Here is a 17,064-nt window from a genome sequence, read left to right as displayed (position 1 = left end):
CCGCAGGGGAGGATGTACATGAGCACCACCACACGCGACGAGGTCATCGCCGTCGAGCAGAAGGCGGTGGACCACGCGTACGACTGCTACGCCACGCGGCTGTCCGAGATGACGGGGGCATCGGCCGCAACGGCGTCGGCGAGCGGCAAGGACAGCGTGGCCATCCGGCAGGACGCGGAGGCGCGCGCCGAGGCGTACGGGGGACTGGGCGACGAGGCGCTGGTCTTCTCCCGTGTCGACGCCCCGGAGGAGCCCGGGGGCGAACCGCGCCCCTGGTACATCGGGCGGCGGGGCGTGCGCGACGCCGCGAACGACCCGGTGGTCCTGCTGTGGACCAGCCCGCTGGCGAAGAAGTGGTCCGAGGCGAGGCCCAAGGCGCCCGGGGAGGTGGTCCTGCGGCGGCAGTTGCGGTGCGTGCGGCGCATCGTGGAGGACTACTTCGACGACATCGCGCCGGCGGCTCCCGCGCCCGCCACTCCTCGAACGGCACCTCGTACGGCACCTCGTACGGCTTCTCGTACCGCTTCTCGTAAGGCCCCTCGCCCCACGACCGTCCCGGAGCCGAGGCGAGCGGCGGACGACACCACCCGGGACGACTCCCCGCTCGTGGACGACGAGGGCGCGGACGACGAGGGCGTGGACGACGAGGGCGTGGACGACGAGGGCGTGGACGGCGAGGGCGTGGACCACTCGCCCGTGGACGACGAGGGCGCGGACGGCGGGGTCGCGGACCACTCGCTCACGGACGACGGGGTCGCGGGGGACGGAGACGCGGCGGACGGGACCGCGCTCCCCCAGGGCGCCGTCGCCACCCCCGGGTCCGCCGGCCCGCCGTCCCCCGGCACGCCCGGGGATGTCGCCCGCGTCCAGCGCCGTAGGCCGCTCCAGCCGGACGACTTCCTGCTGCGGGAGCTCCAGCGCTCACGCAGCGGCCGTATGCGGGACATCGTCGAGACCATCCGCCGTGACCAGATGGATCTGGTCACGGGCTCGCCCGCCGACATCCTGGTCGTGCAGGGCGGGCCGGGCACCGGCAAGTCCGCGGTCGGTCTGCACCGGGTCACCTGGCTCGTGAACAACGAGCACTTCAAGGCGCAGGACATCCTGGTCATCGGACCGCACCAGCGGTTCCTGGACTATGTCGGCCAGGTTCTGCCCACGCTCGGCACGCGCGACGTCAACGCCGTACAGCTGGACCGGCTCTGGGTGGGCGAGATCCTCGGCACCGACACCTCACGGGCCCGTGAGGTGAAGTCCGACGAGCGGATGGCGGCCGTCCTGCGGCGCCGGGTCGAGGGCGACTGCCGCCCCGAGGTGCTCGACGACCTCACCACCGCCCCCTCCTTCGAGGGCGACGAACCCGCGATCGTCGTCAACGCCGGGAGTACGACACTGCGCGTACCGCGCTCCGAGGTGATCGGGATCCTCGACGCCGCACGCGGGGGCGACGGCGCCTACCGGGAGCGCCGCGAACGCTTCCGGAGCCTATTCGTCGACCGCCTCCTCCAGGAACTCGCCGCCATCGCCCCCCGGCGCGGACAGGGCGGCACGATCCGCCGCGACCTGGAACGCAATCGACGGGTCGAACGGCTCGTCGACCGCATCTGGCCGTCGCCGGGCGCCCGGGAGGCGCTGCGCGGCCTCTACGACTCGCCCGAACTCCTCCGTACCTGCGCCGAAGGCATCCTCGACGCCGAGGAACAGGCCGCCCTGCACCGCCCCCGGGCCGCCTCCGCCGACGCCGATCCCTGGACGGTGGACGACCATGTCTGCCTGGAGGAGCTGCGCCATCTCATCACCGGTGAGACACCGCTGCGCTACGGGCACATCGTCGTGGACGAGGCCCAGGACCTCACGCCCATGCAGGCCCGCGCGCTGCGCCGCCGCTGCGCGGTCAACGGTTCCATGACGGTCCTCGGCGACCTCGCCCAGGCCACCGGCCCCCACACCCACACCGGTTGGGACGGTCTGGGCACCGTCCTGTCCGACCACGGGGACTGGCGCGTCGCCGAGCTGAACACCAGCTACCGGGTGCCCGCGGAGATCATGGACTTCGTCGCACCGCTCGCCCGTGCGGTCGCGCCGGGGCTGCCGTATCCGAGGGCGGTACGGGAGGCCGGCGAGGACGCCGTACGCACCCTGGCGACCGAACCGGAACAGCTCCTCGACGACACCGTCGCCCGGGTGATCCACCTGGTGGGCACCAGCGACGGGCAGAACCCCCGGTCCGTGGCCGTCATCGTCCCCGACGGCTCACGGTGGCTCGACGCGATCAGCGACCGGCTCGACGAGCACCCCGGCCTCATGGACCGGAGCCGGAACGCGGTGTCCGTCCTGGCCGCCGCCCAGGCCAAGGGCATGGAGTACGACCACGTCCTGGTCGTCGAGCCCGCCGAGATCGCCGATACGGGCCCGGCGGGACCGCGCCGGCTCTACATCGCCCTCACGCGCAGCACGCAGAGCCTGACCGTGCTGCACACCTCCCCGCTCCCGGAGATCCTCACGCACACCGACGGCCCCGGGGAACCGTCCTCGGCGGAACCGGAGCCGGGTACGGCACCGGGCGACGTCCCCGAGATCGGAACCGACATCCGGGTGCGGGTCCTGGGCCCCGGGCCTGGTGGCCGCTACAAGGTCAAGGCACTGTCCACCGTCGCCGCCCGCCCCCTGTTCCTCACCGTCCGCCACGGCTCCGCTCCCCCGCGTCCGGGCGATGAACTGGACTGCTGGGTCTTCGCCAACGAGACCAACCAGAGCGTGCTCACCGCCGACCAGCGCGGACGCCTGCCCATCTCGCCCAGGATGGCGGAACGGTACGTGGCGGCGCTCACCGTCCTCGACGAACTGCTCACCCCCGACGCGGACGTCCCCCCGGACGCCCGCGGCCGTCTGTCCGAGCTCCAGGGCATGGCCAACCGCGTCCTGCGCCGGGACCAGGCGGACTGGGTGGACGTACGACGCGTACTCGGCTCCCCTGACCGGCACCGGCTGGGCGTGCTCCGCGACCTCGCGGCAGGCGCCAACCGCGCGCTCAAGGACGGCACACCGGACATCGGCCGGCTCCGTCACGAGCTGGCGGACTCCGGCTGGGCCCAGGCCCTGCACATGGCACAGCAGACGCTCCGATCGAGGCTCGCCGAACAGCAGACGCTCCGGCCGAGTCTCGCCACCCCACCACCACCGCCCCCCGAGCCCACCCCCGCCCCGGCCTCCACCCCCGCCCAGGCCCCCGCCACCCCGACGCAGCAGCCCGAGCCGAAGGAAACCACCCCCGTGACCACCGCCGCAGAAGCCCCCGCCGCACAGCCCACCACCAGGGCGGGCTTCCTGCGCGCACTGGAGACCGCGGCGGCCACCGACCGCACATGCAGGAAGCACGAAGCGGTGCGCCACGCCCTGAAGTCGGCCCTGCTCTGGTCCGACATCCAGCCCTCCGACTCCGAGATCGTCGACGTCAGCTGCGTCACCGACCAGGGCCTGTCCGTCTACGAGGTCCTGGGCGCCGGCCGTTCCACCTACCAGGACCTCCGCTCCGGAGCGACCCGCCTCCTGGAGATCAACCACACCCTCCCCACCCCGGCCACCACCCTCTACCTGGTCCTGTGCGAACAGCCCGCCGAGGACTGGTCGGCCGACACGGTCCGCGACATCTTCCACGTCCGAGTCCTGTGGCGAACCCCCGACGGCTGGGGCGGCCAAGACGCAGAAACGGCCTGGAACCCCTCGGGGGCGTGACCGCCCCGCGGTACCCGACAGCACCCCCACACCCCGGCCCCCAAACCCCAACACCGCCCCGCCCCCTCATCCGCTAAGCTGGCCAGGGCCGCTGTCAAAGGTGGCCCAGGACCTTGCCGGAACCAGGCAGACTCACACCGAGGACTACCACCACGTTCCACGCACGGCTCCGCCCCGCCTTCGTAGCTCAGGGGATAGAGCACCGCTCTCCTAAAGCGGGTGTCGCAGGTTCGAATCCTGCCGGGGGCACGCTAAAGCAGCAGGTCAGAGGCCCTGTCGTCCACTAGGGCGACAGGGCCTCCGGCGTGCGGCACACATTCAGCACACAACCGCGTGTGCTCCTGGTGTGGGGAGCTGCGTCCCATGACCGCGAAGGACGAGCTGGCACTGCGCCGCTACGAGCATCTGGTCGACCGCCTGGAAGGGCTCCTGCGGGCAAGCCTGAAGCCGGAGTACACCGGGTACTACGGGCAGCTGATCCTCAGCGCCGAACGCCTGGAGGAGCTGGGCGACCTCAAAGACGTCCGGCTGGCAGCACGTGAGGCCGGAAGCCGACTGGGCTGGAAGACGATCACGAGACTGGTCGGCGGCCAGCTGTTCCCCGCGCTTTTCGTCTCAGTCTCCCGCTGCCTCGATGACCCCGATCCGCATGTACGCGAAGCGGCCATCTCCGCCTGCATCCCACTCCTCGACGATCCGCTCCTGTTCAGCCACCGAACGGAGCTGGCTCCGCTGCTGCGGAGGACCCTGGCCGTAAGCGCACGTTGGCAGCACCGCGATCGTGCGATCGAAGCCCTTGCCAGGTGGGGTGAGGAGACAGCGGAGCTTGAAGTCCGAAGGGAGGCATTCGAGGTGTGTGCCGCGGAGAGACGTGACGCCCGCGATTGGTCCACCGAACCACCATTGCTGACGGACTACACGTCTGCTCCACCGTTCTGACCGTTGAGCCGCCACTGTCTCGGCGTCCCGTTCCACCAGTTCCTGAGCCCCGGCACGGATCAGGCACACATCACGCTGTGGCAGCCTCCAGCGTCGCCATCGCCTCGGCTGCCTCGCGAGCCTTCCGCTCGGCCTTCGCCTTGGCCAACTGTTTGGCCCGGCGCTTGTGCATCTTCTTCGACACCTCGTCCAGCCGGTCGGGAAAGAGGTGACCATAGGTGTCCAGGGTCAGGGTCGCCGACTTGTGGCCGAGCACGGTCTGGACGACGTTGACGTCCGCGCCGCTGGCGATGGCGAGGGAAGCCGCCGTGTGGCGAAGCTTGTGCGGCGTGAGCTTCAGGTGGCTGAGGCTCGCCTTGGCCACGGCCGGGGCGAAGAACCGCTGTCGGAAGTTCCGGGTCCGCAGCGTCCGCGCTGCGGGGCGGTGAACAGCAGATCGGCCTCGTCCCGCCCCTCGACGTGGGGCTTCAGCTCCTCGGCGAGGAAGCGGGGAATCGGCACGGTGCGGCGCGCGTGGTTCTTGGGCGTGTCGAGGTACAGCTTGCCGTTGTCCTCGACGTACGCCTCGACGATGTGCGCCCGGCAGGCGTCGAGGTCAACCCGCCCCACCTTCAGCGCCGATGCCTCGCCCCAGCGCAGACCGGTGTAGGCCAGCAGCAGGATGAACACCCGGTACTCGCCGGCCGCGTCGGCCAGCGCCTCGGTCTGCATGTCGTCGAGATAGACGTGGTCAGCCGGTGCGGGTTTGGGCAGGGGCACCCCGACCGCCGGGTTGAACGCCAGGCGGCGGACTTCACCGCGAAGCCCAGGACCTGGCTGAGGATGACGTACGCCTTGCGCACCGAACGCGCGCTGAGCTTCCTGCCGCCTGCCGCCTCGCCCGACAGCATGGCGGAGAGCCATTCGGCCACGTCCTCGAAGCGGACACGGTAGAGCGGTGTGGTCCCCCACCGCGGGATCACATGAACGTCAAGAACACCCCTGTACCGGTTGCGGGTTGACCGCTTGAGATGGATCTGGGCCGCCAGCCAGGAATCCGCCACCTCGGCGAACTTCACTCGCGCGGCGGCAGCCGTCGTGGCGGCAACCCGACGATCCCGTGCTGCCCACGTTGATGAATCGCAAGCAACGAGGGAGGGGGACACCGAGCCGAGCACCATCACGGTCCCGATCACCTCATGTCCCTCGCCGAAGAGGTAGTTGATCAGGCCGAGGGTGCTGGAGCCGGTGGAGACGTCAGGCACCATGCAGGCTCCACCCTCGTCGTCGAACACGACGCCGCGCACCTTCGCTACGACGGCCGCGCTTACCGGCTCACAATGCGACGACGGCTCCGGAACACCGGAACGGAACCGGTCACCCGGTATCTGATCCGCATCTCGGTCGACCGCTACCCCGGCGACCCGGAACAGTCCAACGCCCACTACCGAGCCCACCCGCTCACCTGGGACGAGCTCGACCTCACCGCCACCTGCCGGGGCGAGCCAATGCGCTGGCAGGCCAAGCACGACCATGACGCCTTCAAGGAGATCTGGCTGCTGTTCGACAACGAACACGGCCGCTTCCTCCTCTACCCCGGCGAATCCGTCTGGATCGAGTACGCCTACACCGTCGGCGACGACAAATGGGGCAACTGGTTTCAGCGGGCCGTCCGCCTGCCCACTGAACAGCTCGAAGTCCAGCTTGTCTTCCCCACCGCCCTCGACCCCGTGGTCTGGGGCACCGAGACCCCGATGACCGCCGAAGCCTCCACGCTCCGCACCCCACCTGTCCGCCGTGACGACGGCGAACAACGCGCTTTCACGTGGATCACGACCACACCCGCACTGCACGCTCGGTACCGTTTGGAGTGGCGATTCCGGGCGCAACCCGAACACGAGACGGACCAAGAGGAGTTCAGTTGACGGACGTTCGGCCCAGCCAGCAGATGCGAGACCTCGGCGTCGTCCAGGAGGGCGCCGCTATCCTGACCACACCTGCTCGCCCCTTCAACCTGCCCAGCGAGCGCGACGAGGCCGAGCGCATCGTGGATGAACTGTTCGCCGCCCTCAATCGCATCAGCCAGGTGCACCCCTTCGCCAAGGGCATGGGCATCGCGGCCCCGCAGATCGGAATCGGTCGCGCCGCCGCCATCGTCCAGCCGCCGGGAGATGTGCCGGCGATCATTCTGCTTAACCCACGGATCACAGCGCATGCGGAGGCTAACGACGAGCAGTACGAGGGCTGCCTGAGCTTCTTCGACGTCCGGGGCCTCGTCACCCGCCCCATGGAGATCACCGTCGAGAGCACCGCCCTAACCGGCGAGCGCGTGACCACCGTGTACGAACACGGCCTCGCCCGCCTCACCCACCACGAGATCGATCACCTCGATGGGCTCCTCTATACCTCCCGGGTTCTGCCAGGAGTCGAACCGATCCCCGTGGACGAGTACCGGCAAACCGGCCGGGCATGGACGTACGAGGAAGCCTGATCAGCCTGTCCTCATGGCCTGGGCCCTGGGCCTGTCGTTCACTTTAGGGGTGCAGGCTGAACGGCTCAACGGTTCACCAAGTAGAAGATGAAGGCTGCGCCGATTCCGAGGCCCCAGAAGAATGCGACGGCTCGTGCCCGATGGTCGGGAAGGATCTGCGGTGGAGGTGGCGTCACCGTGGCCTCGATTCGCTCGGCCACACCGTTAAGTGCGTTCCCAATCTCCTCCATCCGGCCAAAAGGTTTTTCCCTACTCTGCAGTCTGTCCATGCCCCTGACCAGTTGGTCCAGAGAACTTAGACTGCCCTCCAGGCGCGTGACCAACCCGCTGAGGTCATCGCGACCTTGTGAGCTGACGGCCTCCTCGAAGCGACTTACAACCCTGCTAAGCTCGTTGAGGTCGAGCTGCTTGGACGCTTTGTCGAAGGTGTCTGCGGCGTGAAAAAGCTGACCTGCGACGTCCTCGTTGATGCTACGACTCGCGTGCATGAGCAACGCGGCGACATCCTCGTTGATGCTCTGCGCAGCACGCGAGAGAGTGTGAGCGACATCTTCGTTGATACTGCTCGCCGCCAGCGCGAGCAAGCTCGCGGTATCAGGGGATATCAACCCGTCATCCAGAGCCTCTTCAAGCAGTTCGGCCAGGGCGGGGGAGTCCTTAGAGACCTTTCTGAGCAGCGCCTTGGTCTTCGCATCGACCGCCTCGATGCGGATCTGGCCGTGGTTGTCACCACCTACGAAGGCACCATCTCCGTGGTTGTGCTGCTCAGTGATGTGCCCCTCCGGCTCCTGAACGGAGGACGTCACTTCCCCTCTTGACCATCGACGCGGATCGTGCCGTGGTTGTCGCCGCCGATGAACGTGCCGCGCCCGTGGTTTTGCTGAGAACCAATGTTGACCGTCTTCGTGCCGGATGGCGTCGCAGAGCGCAGTGCCTCAATGTCCACTCGGGCCTCGGGGTAGGCGGTGAGGAAGGCGGTCAGCATGCCGCTCCACTGAGCAGTAACCTCGGTCTGGCTAACCCGGCGATGTTCCAGGGCCTCGATGTGCTCATCAAGCGCACGCAGCGCATGGGACTCTTCCTGCACGTTCCCGCGCCGGAAGATTGCAGAGATCCGGGTGCGCAGGACGTCGGCCCGGCCTTGAAGCAGGTAGGCGAGAACATTACTGGCGGCACCGGTGGTGACGGCTATGGCTGCTGCATCAAGCATGGAGAGGAAGACCCCCGAGGAAGGTATCGAGCAGGCTGCTACGCGCATCTGTGGCAACTCGATAGTCTCTCGCGACGGAGACCGAGCGCCGGGACTTCCCAGTACCCACAGCTCACTTTCTCGCAGTTGGCTGAACATACGGCACCGCGTGGCGGAATCACGCCGAACTCGGTACCGCGGAGCAAGACCACTGAACGCCCGGAGAACATCACCAGGTACGACCGAGACAGACCATGATCGCTCTCAGCAGTGGTGGGCCAGTGCGGCTTTCGCAGTCGATTCCAGGATGAACAACGTGGCATCCCGACTCCTCCGCCTTGGGCCACACCCCCACATCTTGGTCGATACTCGACCTACGCAGGGAGCCGTCAAGATCTTGCAAGCGCGCTGGCAGCCGCTCCGACTACATTGTCCAAGGAATGCAAGTGCGGGGCTTCGACCTGCATGGCTAGTCCGGAGACAGGCACCCTGTCACTCCATCAGGCAGCGTACAAGGATGCGCCTATGAACAACTGGGAAGAACTAGCGGGCCAAACCGGAAGCGCTCTCCTTGGCACCTTGATCGGCGGAATCATTTCAGTGTGTGTTGCACGTTGGCAGATGTCGAAATCAATCACCGCACAGACCGAGTTAGCCGCTTCGCAGCATGCCGCAGCCATCACGTTGACACGGCAGCAGTGGGAACGCCAGCGATCGGCCGAGGCCGCACAAAGGCTCTTGGAGAGACTCGCGGGCCTCTACGCGTACTTACCGTCACTCCCCGACATAGCGCTGGAATGCCCAACCCTGAGCGTCTCCGCACGCGAACAGTGCTCCACAGCCCTGGCAGCGCTGCGGCACGGGATGCAGACCGATCTGCTAGCGATTCAGGGAGCAGAGGTCCGTGATCGCTACTGCACCTTGGTCAAGCTAGGTTTTGACGTCGCATGGCGAGGAGTGGGCCAAGGAGATCGCAAGCGCCAGATCCGTGACGTACGGGCGTACTTGCGCTACGTCCAGCTGACGCTGGAGGCAGTGGTGGACGATGCAGCGCCTCCACCACACATAGAACCACCAGTTCTTGACCGGCAAGACGACAACGCCTGGGCTCCCCCTCACCTGCCTTGGTACCGGCACGACCCTGCCGATGGCAGCTGACCTCGCATCTCAGCGGCAACAGCCCGTTATGGCCATGCCACCGACTGCCTGTCGGACAGCCCCGCCAGAACGGATTCAGCACACACCAGGACGGGTACCCTCGCGAAAGCGCGAGAACTACTGAGACGGGTTTTCCCAGGCCAGACTGTATGCGGGCATCGTTTCCCCAGTTCACGGCCCTGACCCGATGAATCTCCTAAAGCGGGTGTCGCAGGTTCGAATCCTGCCGGGGGCACAGGCGAGAAGGCCACCTATCGATCTTGGTAGGTGGCCTTTGACATCTACTTCTGTCATCGACGGCGGCAATCACTCACGACTGGGCCGCCTCCTGAGCAGCCGAGCCGCCGAGCCGCCGACGGACGTGGTGCTGTGGTCTGTTCGGTAACCAGGGCCATCCGTACACTCGCGGAAATGCATGACTCCATCCGCTGCACACCGTGCCTTCTCAATGAGCAGCACTGCACCTCCCGGGAGCCGGCTCACCACGTCGCAGGGTGCCCCGTTGGTGGGCGGTGACGTGCTGCCGTACGTCTACCGGATCACCAAGTACGATCCCGCCGACCGCGACCAGCACGGCAGCTATGTCGGCGCCGCCGAGGCGATCAGCGACCACGGTCCGGTCGAAGACGCGTATCTGCGGGCGGTGGCCGCCTTCGCCGCAGGTGCCGGGATCGACCAACTGGCCATCCGGGAGCCCCAGGTCCCAGGCTTCGTCCACTTCGGCCTGGAGCCGGCGGTGTCCGGTCACGGTCTGGCGGGCATCTTCCCGCCGGACCTCACCGGCTACCACGACGGGGCGACGGTGCCCGTTGCCATCGGCCTGGAACTAGTCCGGGCCATGCTCCGCGACACTGGCGCCTGGTGCCGCCTGGAGGTGGAAGGCGCCTTCGCCGTACATGTCGGGTGGGACCAATACGTCTACGTGGGCACCAGTACGCCACCCGACCGAGCGGTGGCCCGCACTCGATCCCTTGGACTGTTCCCGGAACGCATGGATGCCTCCCCCTGCGACGCGGCTTTCGAGGAGGAGGAGGAGGAGGGCGGGCAGCGCCCCGCCGACGACGACTTCTGGGCACAACTGTGCATGGCCGTCTCCATGGGCAGTGCCGCGATCCTGGAAGAGTGCTACGTCAGCAACGCGTCGCGCCGGCACCGCCTCACAAGCGACACGGTGGACGCGGTACGCGCTCGACTCACACCCCGCGCTCAGCTGACCGTCTGGCCGGACCTGTCCCCGGACGTCGGCACGGTCCTTGCCGGCCTCCCCGACGAGGGCCTGGTCGAAGTCGTCCGGGAGGACGAGAACAGGCAGATCACCAGCACCGTCGTCGACGAGACCCAGTTCGCCGAACTGGCCGGACACGTCGATGGCGCCCGTGCCGCGACCGTCTTGTCCCTCGACATCGATCAGCGCCACCCGCTGTTCACCGCAGTCCTGCCCGACAGCGACGGTGTGCTGCGGGCCCGGTGGAGAACCGAGCCGACGCCGAGCGACCGGCATTGGGCCATCCTGAAGACCCTGCGCAGCGGCCAGACCTGCACCGGGACGGTGACCGAGATCGCCAGTTTCGGCGTCACGTTCGTGGATATCGGCGGCTTCACCGCGATGATCAATATCCCCGAACTGTCCTGGCGGTACATCGGTCACCCCTCTGACGTGGTGGCTGTCGGCCAGGAGATCACTGCCGAGATCCTCGGCGTCGACATGGCGCGGCAGCGGGTGCAGCTCTCGCTGAAGTCGCTGCAGGTGGATCCGATGGAGGAACTCGTCCAACAGGTCGGCCAGATCATCACTGGCCCCGTCACGAAGCTCGTACCGTTCGGCGCCTTCGTCCGCGTCGAAGACCGGGACGACGGCTTCGAGGGCCTGGTGCACAACTCCGAACTCGCCGAGAGGCATGTGGAAAGACCCGAAGACGTCGTCCAAGTCGGCGACACCCTCACTGTGAAGATCCTCGTAGTCGACCCCACGCGGCGCCGGATCCTCCTGTCACATACACAGGCACTGGCAGCCGACAGCGGTGGAGCCGATCTCGTGGCCGTGCCGCGCCGGCCTTGAGCCCGCTGACGGTTGCTGTCCCCACGGTCGACGACCAGGGCCCCGGTTCGGGCCCGGCCTCGGAGCGGAGGGGCGGCGGGCCTGCCGCTATCGGGAGTCGAGCAGTTCGCCGATCACGTGGCGTGCCGTCGTCGCCATGAAGGGGTTCGTCTCGCGGTAGTACGAGAGTTCCATGAGCGCGATGGACAGCGCCCAGCCGCGGCCACGGGCCCACGTCGCGTCGTCGGCCGACAGTGCCGTACGGAATTCCTCCCGTGCTCCGGCGGGCAGCAGGTACCAGGCCGCGATCAGGTCCACGGCGGGGTCGGCGAGGCCCATGCAGCCGAAGTCGATGACCGCGGCGAGGCGGCCGTCCGCGACCAGGACGTTGCCGGGCTGGAGGTCTCCGTGGGCCCAGACGGGCGGGCCGGACGGGGCGGGGGCGCGCAGGGCGTCGTCCCAGGCGTCGGTCGTGGCCGTGGTGTCGAGGTGTCCGCGCAGGGACGCGATCGCGTCCCGGGTCGCGGCGTCCCGGGATGCCAGGGGTTCGCTGCGGTACGCGGGCGGGCCGTCCGTGGGGTCGGTCCGGCGGAGCGCGCCGACGAACTCCGCCAGGTCCGCGGCGAAGGCGTCGGGGTCGACCGGGTTGTCACGGCCCGGGTTCTCGCCGTCCAGCCAGCCGCACACGGACCAGGGCCACGGGTAGCCCTCGCCCGGTTCGCCCTTGGCGAGCGGGGCGGGGACCGCGAAGGGGAGCCGCGGGGCGAGGTACGGCAGCCAGCGGTACTCGGTCGCCACGTCCTGCGCGCCGCCCTGCGCGCACGGCAGCCGTACGACCTTGTCCGCGCCGAGGCGGAAGAGGGCGTTGACCGTGCCGTGGGAGTCGACCGGCTCCACCGGAAGGTCCGCCCACCGCGGAAACTGCGCCGCGATCAGACGGCGTACGAGCGGGACGTCAGGCACCATGCCGCGATCGAAGCCGGTTCCGCGCCCGGCCGCAACAGCATTCCTCCGTACCGTCGGCCGCCCTCCGCGTCCGAGCCGTACGTCCACGTGTACGCGTACTCCGCCGTACGGAGAGCCGGTCGGCGGAAGGCCGGCCGCCCCGTCGGACCGCGCCCGGCTCCCCACGGGGCGGAGCCCCCAGCACCACACCGAGTACCGGACATTCACGGGCACTTCACTCGGGAGTCAGCCGCACACCCACCGGGGCTGGTGCGCGGTGCCTAGCGTTCTTGGGTACAGACCGGTTACCAGGTCGTTATCCCGGCCCAGCGAGCAGGGGACACCAAACCGGCCCCCCGAGGGCGCTCGAAGGACCCAGAAGGCCCCGACCGCCCCGAGGGAACCCCGAGAACCAGAAGCCCCAGAGAGCAGGCAGGCACCCCCGTGAGATTCGCTCCCCTCGTGATCGCCGCGACCTCCGTCGCGCTCGTCTCCCCCGTCGTCGCCCAGGCCGCCCCGGCCCCGTCGCCCGCGCAGGGCCCGGCCCAGGCCCACTCCCACAAGCCCGGCCACGGCACCCCCGCCGCTCCGGGCGTCAGCGTGCCCGGCGGGCGCTACGAGCACGCGGTCTCGCTGAAGTTCAAGGCCGAGCGCGGAGTCACCGTCCGCTACACGCTCGACGGGACGACACCGACCCGCGACAGCCGTGCCTTCCATTCCGGCCGGCCGCTGCGGATCACGAAGGACACCAACGTCACCGCGGTCGCGTTCCGCGGCAACAAGGCCAGCGTCCCGGTGTCGTACGGCTACCTGATCAAGACCCGCGAGAAGCCGATCGCCAAGTTCGTCGTCATGTCCGACGTGCACATCGGCAGCCACGCGACGGCGGACAAGAAGTACGAGAGCTTCTTCGACACCATCGGGTCGATCTTCCCGAAGCCCGACGCGATCCTGTCCAACGGCGACATGATCAACGACAACGGCGACGGCAAGGGCCCCGACCACAAGATCGTCTCCGAGGTCTTCCGGTCCAACCTCGCCCGCAAGGGCATGACCGACACCCAGCTGCTGATCTCCAACGGCAACCATGACGCGAGCCTCGCCGCGATCCGGGCCGGTTACCCCAAGGCCTGGTTCCCGGACTCGGGCGGCGGCTACTACGAGTCCACGGTCAAGGGCCTGCCGGTCCTCACCGTCAACACGGAGACGTACGACTCCAGCGCCGCCCAGCGCACCTGGCTCAAGGCGCGGCTCGCCGCGATCACCGCCAACCCCGCCAACGCGGGCAAGCCCGTCTTCATCCAGGGCCACCGGCCCACCACCGGCACCACGATGGACGGCCAGCAGGCCTCCAACCCGCGGCTCGCCGAGGACCTGAGCGCGTTCCCGCAGGCCGTCCTCTTCTCCGGCCACTCGCACCTCAACATCAACGACGACCGCTCCATCCACCAGCGCGACTTCACCTCCGTCAACGACGGCTCGATGAGCTACATCGAGATCGACCACGGCTACCAGATGGTGACGGACGAGGGTCTCGCCAACCGCTTCGAGTCGCCGACCGCACAGGCGCTCTTCGTCGAGGTCTACAAGAACCGCACCGAGATGGCCCGGGTCAACATGGCCGCGGACAAGCACGACATCTACACCGGCGGCCAGTGGTCGGCGAACTGGCAGCCGCCGTACGCGAGCGCGGGCACCCTCAGCGGTGACACCTGGACGGTGCGCCTGAAGGGCTCGACGAACCAGGAGATCAAGGACAACTTCCGGTACACGGACGCCGCGCGCAACACCGTGGCGCCGAAGTTCACCACCCGTAAGCCCCTCAAGGAGGTGCACACCCCCAAGGGCGGCACGGCGGTGCGGATCGCGCAGGCCAAGGACGACCAGATGGTGCACCACTACAACGTCGACATCACCGACGCGTCCACCGGCGCCTCGGTCGTGTCCTCCAAGGTGCTGTCCGACTTCTACTTCACGCCCCGCCCGAACACGCTCGACATCCCGGTCCCGGGTGCGGTGAAGGGCGGCCGGTACGTGGCCAGGGTCGTCGCCGTGGACGCGTACGGGAACGCTTCCCCGGCCGCCTCGCTGGCCTTCCGCCGGTAGTCGCGGGGAGGCCCTGTCACCCTGTCCCCTGCTCCCCGTTCCCTGCTCCCCGTTCCCTGACGCCCGTCCCTGACCCCTGTTCCCTTCCCGGCCGTGGACGCCGGGGAGGGATGGGAGGGGACGGGGCGGGGCCGGCCAGGACGGGACCGGGCGGGACCGGGCGGGGAGCCCCGGCTTCAGCGGTTCAGCGCAACTCCTCCGGGCACGGGGTGCCGGGCTGCAACTGGTACGGCGCCGCCAGCCGGTACACACCCGGCCGCGGAGCGAGCAGCTCGGTCCACTCGTCGCCCTGCGAGTCCTCCTGCACCTGGATCAGGCAGCCGTTCGCGTTGTCGAAGGTCTTCGGGGCGTCCTCACCCCGCTCCGACCTCAACTTCGACTCCTCGGTCTCCTGCGGCCGCTCCAGCCCCTTGCCCTCCTCGTCGACCACGGCGAGCCAGCGCGAGTACGGGATCCGGATCAGTACCCGGCCCGCCGAGCGCACCCGGATGGTCAGCTCGTCCGCGCCCGCCCGTTCCACCGTCGCGGGCGGGTCGGCCATCGGCACCGGTTCCAGGACCTGGAACAGCTTCCAGTTCGCGTCGCCCCAGATCTCCTTGAGGTACGGCTGGCCCTTCTCGACGAGCGCCGCCTCCTGCACCGCACCGCTGGAGTCCGGCTTGCCCGTGGGCAGCACCACGTAGTGCACCGCCCAGCGGTCCAGCCACTCACGGTAGTTCATGGCGTTCAGGGTGTCGTCGTAGAAGAGCGGGTTGCGCTTCATGTCGGCCTGGCGGTTCCAGCCGCGGGCCAGGTTGACGTAGGGAGCGAGCGCGGACGCCTCCCGGTGGCTGCTCGCGGGCACCACCTCGACCCGGCCCCGCTCGGCCCCCGCCTCCTGGAGTTCGTTGACGAGCGGAGCCAGCTCGCGGGCCCAGGAAGCGGTCGGGGCCGTACGCACGATGTCGTCGACGCTCTTGAAGCCGATCCAGAAGTTCAGCCCGGCGAAGGCGATGACCAGCGCGTACCAGCGGCGGGTGCGGGGAGCCGTGTACGGCAGGGCGGCGAGCAGCGTCACCCCGGCGAACAGCATCGCCATGCGCGTGACGTTCGACCCGATCTGCGAGTCGACGAAGTAGGTCAGCAGCGTCCCGACGCCGTACACGGCCGCCGCCGTACGGACCGTCTTCCATTCGCGCGGTACGAGGACGAAGACGATCACCGCGAACAGGAACGGCAGCGACAGCGTCCCGACCGACATCGGCTGCGTACCGGAGAACGGGAACAGCCACGAGGACAGCGCCACCACGGCGACCGGGGCGAGGCCCAGGGCGTACGCCCCGGGGCGCCTCTTGTTGAGGAAGAGCGCGGCGGCGACCACCCCGAGGAAGAGCCCGGCGACCGGGCTGGCGGCGGTCGCGAGTGCGGCCAGGGGCGCGGCGACGGCCGCCTTGGCCCACCGCTTGTAGCGCCACTTGTACGGCCAGCAGAACACGGCGGCTGCGGCACCGACCGCGAACATCATGCCGAGCCCGAACGTCACGCGCCCGGACAGCGCGTTGCACAGATAGGCGAAGACCCCCGCGAGCGAGCAGGCCAGCGGGTTACGGACGGCCCGGACCCGGACCAGGATCATCGCGGTCAGCGCCGCCGACACCGTACCGACGACCATCATCGTCGTACGGACGCCGAGCACCGACATCAGGTAGGGCGAGACCACGCTGTACGAGACGGGGTGCATGCCCCCGTACCAGGCGAGGTTGTACGCGGTGCCGGGGTGCCGGCCGACGAACTCGGCCCAGGCGTCCTGCGCCGCGATGTCGCCGCCGCTGTTCGCGAAGAAGAAGAACCACAGCACGTGGGTGACGGCCGCCGCCGCCGTCGCGATGGTGACGGGATGCCGCAGCGTGCGCCGGAGGCGGCTGCGGCGCGTCGCGGCTCCGGACCCGGATTCGGCGCTGCGGTCGTCGGGGGCGGATTCGCCGCCGCCGTCGTCGTCGGGAGCGGTTTCGGTGGTGGTCGCGGGCTCGGACTCGGGCACGGTCGCGGGCCCGGGGCCGGTCACGGGCTCAGGGGCAGTCACGGGCTCGGGGCCTGTCACGGGTCCAGGGCCGGTCACGGGCTCAGGAGCGCCTTCGATCACGCCGCCGGAGGCACGGGGAGCGGGCAGCCGGACGCGGGCGGGTGAGCTCTCGCCGCTCCCGCCGTCCCCGCTGCTCCCCGCGTCGTTGTCAGTGATGCTGTCCGCCTCGCGGCCGGGTTTCGGCTCCGCGGTGGTCACTACGGCTCTCCCCGTCGTCCGCCGGCCCCGTACCTTCCATGGACGCTGTCCCGGCGTCCCAAGTTGCCCGGGGACGCTAACACGTGCGCGGCCGGGCGGGGGGGGGGGGGGTGGGGCCCCCCCCCCCCCCCCCCCCCGGGGGGGGGGCGGGCGCCCCTACGGGCCAGCGAATAGACCCACGCGGCCGGGGGGCGCGCGCGCAGGGGGGCGGCGCGCGCCAAAAA

General features: G+C 69.1%; 13 protein-coding genes and 1 tRNA gene. 8 read left to right on the top strand and 6 right to left on the bottom strand.

Features of this window, described 5'->3' with window-relative positions; genetic code table 11:
* Positions 1-18: 18 nt before the first annotated feature.
* From ABT170_RS39320 to ABT170_RS39310, 3 genes are all read left to right on the top strand, one after another.
* A complete protein-coding gene (locus tag ABT170_RS39320; RefSeq protein ID WP_351875852.1) occupies positions 19-3,735 on the top strand; it encodes an AAA family ATPase in 3,717 nt (1,238 codons plus the stop codon).
* 176 nt (positions 3,736-3,911) lie between these two features.
* A tRNA-Arg gene (locus ABT170_RS39315) sits at positions 3,912-3,984 on the top strand.
* A gap of 114 nt (positions 3,985-4,098) precedes the next feature.
* Positions 4,099-4,674 carry a hypothetical protein gene (locus tag ABT170_RS39310; RefSeq protein WP_351875849.1) on the top strand — a complete coding sequence of 192 codons (576 nt, stop codon included), beginning with the start codon at positions 4,099-4,101 and terminating at the stop codon, positions 4,672-4,674.
* A 70-nt stretch (positions 4,675-4,744) separates the two neighbouring features.
* On the opposite strand, the gene ABT170_RS39305 is transcribed toward ABT170_RS39310, so the two are convergent.
* On the bottom strand, positions 4,745-5,038 hold the full coding sequence (locus ABT170_RS39305) for a tyrosine-type recombinase/integrase (protein ID WP_351875846.1): 294 nt from the start codon (positions 5,036-5,038) through the stop codon (positions 4,745-4,747).
* Entirely contained in the window at positions 5,011-5,433 is a 423-nt protein-coding gene (locus ABT170_RS39300) for a tyrosine-type recombinase/integrase (protein ID WP_351875843.1), read from the bottom strand. The genes ABT170_RS39305 and ABT170_RS39300 overlap by 28 nt, the downstream gene beginning before the upstream one ends.
* A 560-nt stretch (positions 5,434-5,993) precedes the next feature.
* On the opposite strand from ABT170_RS39300, the gene ABT170_RS39295 reads away from it, so the two are divergent.
* Both ABT170_RS39295 and ABT170_RS39290 read left to right on the top strand, forming a co-directional pair.
* Positions 5,994-6,578 (top strand): hypothetical protein, encoded by a 585-nt coding sequence (locus ABT170_RS39295; RefSeq protein ID WP_351875840.1) that lies wholly within the window; start codon positions 5,994-5,996, stop codon positions 6,576-6,578.
* Entirely contained in the window at positions 6,575-7,144 is a 570-nt protein-coding gene (locus tag ABT170_RS39290) for a peptide deformylase (RefSeq protein ID WP_351875837.1), read from the top strand. The genes ABT170_RS39295 and ABT170_RS39290 overlap by 4 nt, the downstream gene beginning before the upstream one ends.
* Positions 7,145-7,209: 65 nt before the next feature.
* On the opposite strand, the gene ABT170_RS39285 is transcribed toward ABT170_RS39290, so the two are convergent.
* Both ABT170_RS39285 and ABT170_RS39280 read right to left on the bottom strand, forming a co-directional pair.
* Positions 7,210-7,950 carry a hypothetical protein gene (locus ABT170_RS39285; protein WP_351875834.1) on the bottom strand — a complete coding sequence of 247 codons (741 nt, stop codon included), beginning with the start codon at positions 7,948-7,950 and terminating at the stop codon, positions 7,210-7,212.
* Positions 7,947-8,354 (bottom strand): hypothetical protein, encoded by a 408-nt coding sequence (locus tag ABT170_RS39280; RefSeq protein ID WP_351875832.1) that lies wholly within the window; start codon positions 8,352-8,354, stop codon positions 7,947-7,949. The genes ABT170_RS39285 and ABT170_RS39280 overlap by 4 nt, the downstream gene beginning before the upstream one ends.
* A 504-nt stretch (positions 8,355-8,858) precedes the next feature.
* Between ABT170_RS39280 and ABT170_RS39275 the strand changes: the two genes are divergently transcribed.
* Together ABT170_RS39275 and ABT170_RS39270 are read left to right on the top strand one after the other, a co-directional pair.
* The gene (locus ABT170_RS39275; RefSeq protein WP_351875829.1) at positions 8,859-9,491 is read left to right on the top strand and encodes a hypothetical protein; all 633 of its coding nucleotides are present in this window, start codon (positions 8,859-8,861) and stop codon (positions 9,489-9,491) included.
* A 448-nt stretch (positions 9,492-9,939) separates the two neighbouring features.
* On the top strand, positions 9,940-11,550 hold the full coding sequence (locus ABT170_RS39270) for a S1 RNA-binding domain-containing protein (RefSeq protein WP_351875826.1): 1,611 nt from the start codon (positions 9,940-9,942) through the stop codon (positions 11,548-11,550).
* 87 nt (positions 11,551-11,637) lie between these two features.
* On the opposite strand, the gene ABT170_RS39265 is transcribed toward ABT170_RS39270, so the two are convergent.
* On the bottom strand, positions 11,638-12,495 hold the full coding sequence (locus ABT170_RS39265) for an aminoglycoside phosphotransferase family protein (RefSeq protein WP_329943884.1): 858 nt from the start codon (positions 12,493-12,495) through the stop codon (positions 11,638-11,640).
* A gap of 423 nt (positions 12,496-12,918) precedes the next feature.
* On the opposite strand from ABT170_RS39265, the gene ABT170_RS39260 reads away from it, so the two are divergent.
* Positions 12,919-14,580: a chitobiase/beta-hexosaminidase C-terminal domain-containing protein gene (locus ABT170_RS39260; protein ID WP_351875823.1), complete on the top strand. Its 1,662-nt coding sequence runs from the start codon at positions 12,919-12,921 to the stop codon at positions 14,578-14,580.
* A 184-nt stretch (positions 14,581-14,764) separates the two neighbouring features.
* Here the strand turns inward: ABT170_RS39260 and ABT170_RS39255 are convergent, their stop codons facing one another.
* Entirely contained in the window at positions 14,765-16,840 is a 2,076-nt protein-coding gene (locus tag ABT170_RS39255) for a DUF8823 domain-containing protein (protein WP_351875821.1), read from the bottom strand.
* Between the last annotated feature and the right edge of the window lie 224 nt (positions 16,841-17,064).

It is taken from the genome of Streptomyces sp. NPDC001787, from assembly GCF_040297465.1.
In the GTDB taxonomy this organism is placed as follows: Bacteria; Actinomycetota; Actinomycetes; order Streptomycetales; family Streptomycetaceae; genus Streptomyces.
Note: the sequence above shows the minus strand (reverse complement) of the source record. Positions and strands in the feature narration are given on the sequence as shown.

Excerpts from the sequence above, each read along its gene's own strand:
- ABT170_RS39270 (WP_351875826.1), top strand. The coding sequence starts at position 9,940 with ATGAGCAGCACTGCACCTCCCGGGAGCCGGCTCACCACGTCGCAGGGT.
- ABT170_RS39280 (WP_351875832.1), bottom strand. The coding sequence starts at position 8,354 with ATGCTTGATGCAGCAGCCATAGCCGTCACCACCGGTGCCGCCAGTAAT.
- ABT170_RS39320 (WP_351875852.1), top strand. The coding sequence starts at position 19 with ATGAGCACCACCACACGCGACGAGGTCATCGCCGTCGAGCAGAAGGCG.
- ABT170_RS39275 (WP_351875829.1), top strand. The coding sequence starts at position 8,859 with ATGAACAACTGGGAAGAACTAGCGGGCCAAACCGGAAGCGCTCTCCTT.
- ABT170_RS39310 (WP_351875849.1), top strand. The coding sequence starts at position 4,099 with ATGACCGCGAAGGACGAGCTGGCACTGCGCCGCTACGAGCATCTGGTC.
- ABT170_RS39295 (WP_351875840.1), top strand. The coding sequence starts at position 5,994 with ATGCGACGACGGCTCCGGAACACCGGAACGGAACCGGTCACCCGGTAT.
- ABT170_RS39265 (WP_329943884.1), bottom strand. The coding sequence starts at position 12,495 with ATGGTGCCTGACGTCCCGCTCGTACGCCGTCTGATCGCGGCGCAGTTT.